This window comes from Mycobacterium sp. E3247, assembly GCF_001667785.1.
In the GTDB taxonomy this organism is placed as follows: domain Bacteria; phylum Actinomycetota; class Actinomycetes; order Mycobacteriales; family Mycobacteriaceae; genus Mycobacterium.
Map to the genome: position 1 here is coordinate 1 of NZ_LZJG01000086.1, position 5,094 is coordinate 5,094.

The 5,094-nt window shown below is 68.0% G+C and carries 6 protein-coding genes; 4 read left to right on the forward strand and 2 right to left on the reverse strand.

The window, feature by feature from the left end; all coding sequences use genetic code 11:
• The 3 genes from A9X04_RS04765 to A9X04_RS30810 all read left to right on the forward strand — a co-directional run.
• Nucleotides 1-1,592 (forward strand): fumarate reductase/succinate dehydrogenase flavoprotein subunit (locus A9X04_RS04765; protein WP_067918239.1); only part of this gene is annotated, 1,592 nt, incomplete at its 5' end.
• Nucleotides 1,592-2,338 carry a succinate dehydrogenase/fumarate reductase iron-sulfur subunit gene (locus A9X04_RS04770; RefSeq protein ID WP_067918241.1) on the forward strand — a complete coding sequence of 249 codons (747 nt, stop codon included), beginning with the start codon at nt 1,592-1,594 and terminating at the stop codon, nt 2,336-2,338. The genes A9X04_RS04765 and A9X04_RS04770, both read left to right, overlap by 1 nt.
• 95 nt (nt 2,339-2,433) lie before the next feature.
• Nucleotides 2,434-2,589 carry a hypothetical protein gene (locus tag A9X04_RS30810; RefSeq protein WP_197509049.1) on the forward strand — a complete coding sequence of 52 codons (156 nt, stop codon included), beginning with the start codon at nt 2,434-2,436 and terminating at the stop codon, nt 2,587-2,589.
• 5 nt (nt 2,590-2,594) lie between these two features.
• Here A9X04_RS30810 and A9X04_RS04775 read toward each other — a convergent pair whose 3' ends face one another.
• Nucleotides 2,595-3,083, reverse strand: a complete 489-nt coding sequence (locus A9X04_RS04775; RefSeq protein ID WP_067918243.1) for a flavin reductase family protein — start codon at nt 3,081-3,083, stop codon at nt 2,595-2,597.
• Nucleotides 3,084-3,089: 6 nt separating this feature from the next.
• Nucleotides 3,090-4,115 carry an isopenicillin N synthase family oxygenase gene (locus A9X04_RS04780; RefSeq protein ID WP_067918248.1) on the reverse strand — a complete coding sequence of 342 codons (1,026 nt, stop codon included), beginning with the start codon at nt 4,113-4,115 and terminating at the stop codon, nt 3,090-3,092.
• Nucleotides 4,116-4,318: 203 nt separating this feature from the next.
• Between A9X04_RS04780 and A9X04_RS04785 the strand changes: the two genes are divergently transcribed.
• A partial coding sequence (locus tag A9X04_RS04785; RefSeq protein WP_197509050.1) for an acyl-CoA dehydrogenase family protein occupies nt 4,319-5,094 on the forward strand: 776 nt, incomplete at its 3' end.

Consider the following 5,094-nt stretch of genomic DNA (forward strand, 5'->3'; position numbering starts at 1 on the left):
GCAAGATCAGCCAGCGCAACTTCGGCGGGCACACCTACCCGCGGCTGGCGCACGTCGGTGACCGCACCGGCCTGGAGCTGATCCGCACCATGCAGCAGAAGATCGTCTCGCTGCAGCAGGAGGATCACGCCGAGCTCGGCGACTACGAGGCGCGCATCAAGGTGTTCGCCGAGTGCACCATCACCGAACTGATCAAGGACGGTGACGCGATCGCCGGCGCGTTCGGCTACTGGCGCGAGACGGGCCAGTTCGTCCTGTTCGAGGCGCCCGCGGTGGTCCTGGCCACCGGCGGCATCGGCAAGTCGTTCAAAGTCACCTCGAACTCCTGGGAGTACACCGGCGACGGGCACGCCCTGGCCCTGCGGGCCGGCGCATCGCTGATCAACATGGAGTTCGTCCAGTTCCACCCCACGGGCATGGTGTGGCCGCCCAGCGTGAAGGGGATCCTGGTCACCGAGGGCGTTCGCGGCGACGGCGGGGTGCTGAAGAACTCTGACAACAAGCGGTTCATGTTCGACTACATCCCGCCGGTGTTCAAGGGCCAGTACGCCGAGACCGAGCAAGAGGCCGACCAGTGGCTCAAGGACAACGACTCGGCCCGCCGGACCCCCGACCTGCTGCCCCGCGATGAGGTCGCGCGCGCGATCAACTCGGAGGTCAAGGCCGGCCGCGGCAGCCCGCACGGCGGCGTGTTCCTGGACATCGCGTCCCGGTTGACGCCCGAGGAGATCAAGCGGCGGCTGCCGTCGATGTACCACCAGTTCAAGGAGCTGGCCGGCGTCGACATCACCAAGGAGCCGATGGAAGTCGGACCCACGTGCCACTACGTGATGGGCGGCGTCGAGGTGGACGCCGACACCGGTGCGGCGACCGTCCCGGGCCTGTTCGCGGCCGGCGAGTGCTCCGGCGGCATGCACGGGTCCAACCGCCTGGGCGGCAATTCGCTGTCGGACCTGCTCGTCTTCGGCCGGCGGGCCGGGCTGGGCGCGGCCGACTACGTGCGCGCGCTCAGCAGCCGCCCGACCATCTCGGCCGACGCCGTCGAGACCGCGGCGAAGCGGGCGCTGTCCCCGTTCGAGGGACCGGCCAACGGCGCCGCGGCGGAGAACCCCTACACGCTGCAGCTCGAGCTGCAGCAGTCGATGAATGACCTGGTGGGCATCATCCGCAAGGCCGACGAGGTCTCCGAGGCGCTCTCCCGCCTGGACAAGCTGCGCGAGCGGTTCAAGAACATGCACGTCGAGGGCGGTCGCCAGTACAACCCCGCCTGGAACCTCGCCATCGACCTGCGCAACATGCTGCTGGTCAGCGAGTGCGTCGCCAAGGCCGCGCTGGAGCGAACCGAGAGCCGCGGCGGCCACACCCGCGACGACCACCCGTCGATGGATTCGGGCTGGCGCAAGGTGCTGCTGGTCTGCCGGGCAGTCGCCGAGCCCGGCGACCTGGAAGCAGCCGTGATCCCGGACATCAGCATCACCCGCAAGGACCAGGTGCCGATGCGGCCGGATCTGCTGGAGCTCTTCGAGATCTCCGAGCTGGAGAAGTACTACACCGACGACGAGCTGGCCGAGCATCCAGGACGGAGAGGCTAATGACCTACAACGCGACCATGCGTGTGTGGCGCGGTGACGATGCCAGCGGCGCGCTGCAAGACTTCACGGTTGAGGTCAACGAGGGCGAGGTGGTGCTCGACATCATCCATCGCCTGCAACAGACCCAGACGCCCGACCTCGCGGTGCGATGGAACTGCAAGGCGGGCAAGTGCGGCTCCTGCTCGGCGGAGATCAACGGGGTGCCGCGGTTGCTGTGCATGACCCGGATGTCCACGTTCGCCGAGGACGAGGTCGTGACGGTCACGCCGCTGCGCACCTTCCCGGTGATCCGGGACCTGGTCACCGACGTCTCCTTCAACTACGAGAAGGCGCGTGAGATCCCCGCCTTCGCGCCGCCGAAGGATCTGCAGCCGGGCGAGTACCGGATGGCGCAGGCCGATGTGCAGCGGTCGCAGGAGTTCCGCAAGTGCATCGAGTGCTTCCTGTGTCAGAACGTGTGCCACGTGATCCGCGACCACGAGGAGAACAAGAAGGCGTTCGCCGGGCCGCGTTTCCTGATGCGCATCGCCGAGCTCGAGATGCACCCGCTGGACACGCTGGACCGGCGCAACCAGGCGCAGGAGGAGCACGGCCTGGGCTACTGCAACATCACCAAGTGCTGCACCGAGGTCTGCCCGGAGAACATCAAGATCACCGACAACGCGCTGATCCCGATGAAAGAGCGGGTCGCCGACCGCAAGTACGACCCCGTGGTGTGGTTGGGCAACAAGCTGTTCCGGCGCTGAGGCGTTAGCGCGCCCGGCACGCCGGGTACCCGCATATCACCCCGTCGGGCCCGAACCCGACGGTCTGCCCCCAACCGAAAAGCAGTGTGGACGATATGCGAGAAACCACCAGCGTCAATGAAATTCGAACCGCGATCCGGGAGATGTCCATGCGCGCCGATCTCGCGCGCAAGGAAGGCCGCCCCGACGACGCCGCCGAGATCGAGCGGCGGATTGCGGGCTATCGGGCCGAGCTCAGCCGCCGACCCTAGCCCGGTCAGGCGCCGAGGCGCCGGAACACGCTGCGGTGAAACACGATCGGCGCCACCTCGGCGTCGATGGTCACCTCGTTGACCCGCAGCACCACGATGGTGTGATCCCCCGCCGGGATCAGCTGCTCGACCGCGCTCTCCAGCCACAGGCCGGTGCCCTTGATGAAGACCGCCCCGCTGTCCCTGGACACCGTCTCCAGGCCGGCGAACCTGTCGCCGGTCTTGGCGGCCAGGGTCCGCGCCGCCTCGTCATGAGCCTCGCCGAGCACGCTGATGCCCAGCATGGGCAGGTCCTTGAGCTTGGGCCACGTCGTCGACGTGTTCTGCACGCAGAACGACACCAGCGGCGGGTCCAGCGAGACGGGGACGAAGGTGCTCGCCGCGAGGCCCTCCCGGGTGCCCAGGACCTCCGCGGCGATGGCGACCACCCCCGACGGGAAGTGGCCGAAGGCCTCGCGAAGTGTGGACGGTGTCAGGTTCTTGTTCGAGTTCACCGGAATTCATTCGCCCCTTGAGCCGAGAACGGGATTCTCGTCCCCGACCCTACCTGGCGAATACCCGTGCGCTGAAGCCACATCGGGGTGCGCGCGCAGCCTGCTCTTCCAGGCGTTGCGGCCGTAGACGGAGAAGATCGGATCCGAGGGGTCGACCACCCGGCCTGCGCGTGCCCGCAGCTCGGCCGGCAGCGTCAGCACCGGGATCCGCGCGTCCAATCGTGGGTTGAAGAAATAGGGCACCGAGATCCGTTCCGCCTGCTGCGCGTCCAGGGTCACCCGGTGCTCGGTGGCCCGCAGGTAACCGCCCGTGGCCACCTCGAGCAGCTCGCCGATGTTGACGACGAAGGCGCCGTCGGCGGGCGGCACGTCGATCCAGTCCTGGGTTCCGGGGCGGCGCACCTGCAGGCCCCGGCTGCCGGGTTCGGCCAGCAGCAGCGTGAGCACCCCGGCGTCCTTGTGCGGGCCGACCCCCTGCGGCGAGGCGGCGCTCCGCGGGTAGCGCACGATCTTGATCAGCGTGGCGGGGGTTTCGGCGAAGGCGGGGTCGAAGACGTCCGGCGAACTTCCCAGGGAGGCCGCCCAGTGCCGGAGCAGCGTGCGCGCCACCGCGGACAGCGCCGCGTCCCACTCGGCGACGATGCCAGGCAGCTCGGGCAGCGCGGCCGGCCACTGGTTGGGCCCCTGCAACCACAGGTAGTCCGGCTTACCCGGGCCCCCGACGGGTGCCCGCTCCGGTCCGATGTCGATCTGCTCCCGCCAGTCCGTCTGCCCCCGGGTCAGCTCGCCGCCCAGCCGGGTGTAGCCGCGGAAGTGCGGGCTGCGCGCCATCGCGACCGCGTCCTTCTCGGGCTGGGGCAGCTCGAACAGCCGCCGCGCCACCCCCAGCAGCCTGCGGGTGAGCTCGTCGGGCACGCCGTGGCCGGTCAGGTAGAAGAAGCCCACCTCGTGCGCGGCCTCGCGCAACCCCCGCCGCAACGGGGCCGCCGACGTGCGCAGATCCACTACGGGCAGGGTGGTGATGCATCCCATAGTTTCAGATCCGTTTCGTTATCGCCGCAGGTCAGAGGCGCCACATCGGCTCCCCAACCGGTTGGTTAATTAGACGATGAAATCTAGCTCACATTGACTTGCGTTGAACTAACCGAGAGCGATATTTTAGCGGTGTTACTGGTGGGTAACTTAGACCTAGTACCCAACCATTCGAGTGGCATTCTCAACGAGGAGGAACCGTAGTGAGCCACTACAAGAGCAACGTCCGTGACCAGGTGTTCAACCTGTTCGAGGTCCTGGGCGTTGAGAAGGCTTTGGGCGCCGGCGACTACAGCGATCTGGATGTCGACACCGCCCGCGAGATGCTGTCGGAGATCAGCCGGCTGGCCGAGGGGCCCATCGCCGAGTCGTTCGTCGAGGGCGACCGCAATCCCCCGGTATTCGACCCGAAAACCCACTCGGTGACGCTGCCGGAGTCGTTCAAGAAGTCCGTCCGCGCCGTCACCGAGGCCGGTTGGGACAAGGTCGGCATCGACGAGGTCCTCGGCGGCATGCCGATGCCCCGGGCGCTGGTGTGGGCCCTGCACGAGCACCTGCTGGGCGCCAACCCCGCCGTCTGGATGTACGGCGGCGGCGCCGGCTTCGCCAACATCCTCTACCACCTGGGCACCGAGGAGCAGAAGAAGTGGGCCGTGATCTGCGCCGAGCGCGGCTGGGGCTCCACCATGGTGCTCACCGAGCCGGACGCCGGTTCCGACGTCGGCGCCGGGCGGACCAAGGCGATCAGGCAGGCCGACGGCTCCTGGCACATCGACGGCGTGAAGCGGTTCATCACGTCCGCGGACTCCGGTGACCTGTTCGAGAACATCTTCCACCTGGTGCTGGCCCGCCCCGAGGGCGCGGGTCCGGGGACCAAGGGCCTGTCGCTGTTCTTCGTGCCGAAGTTCCTGTTCGACTTCGAGACCGGCGAGCTGGGCGAGCGCAACGGCGTCTTCGTCACCAACGTCGAGCACAAGAT

What these genes read in the sequence shown, in the direction of transcription:
- A9X04_RS04780 (WP_067918248.1), bottom strand. Translation starts at nt 4,115, where the DNA reads ATGGGATGCATCACCACCCTGCCCGTAGTGGATCTGCGCACGTCGGCG.
- A9X04_RS04770 (WP_067918241.1), top strand. Translation starts at nt 1,592, where the DNA reads ATGACCTACAACGCGACCATGCGTGTGTGGCGCGGTGACGATGCCAGC.
- A9X04_RS30810 (WP_197509049.1), top strand. Translation starts at nt 2,434, where the DNA reads ATGCGAGAAACCACCAGCGTCAATGAAATTCGAACCGCGATCCGGGAG.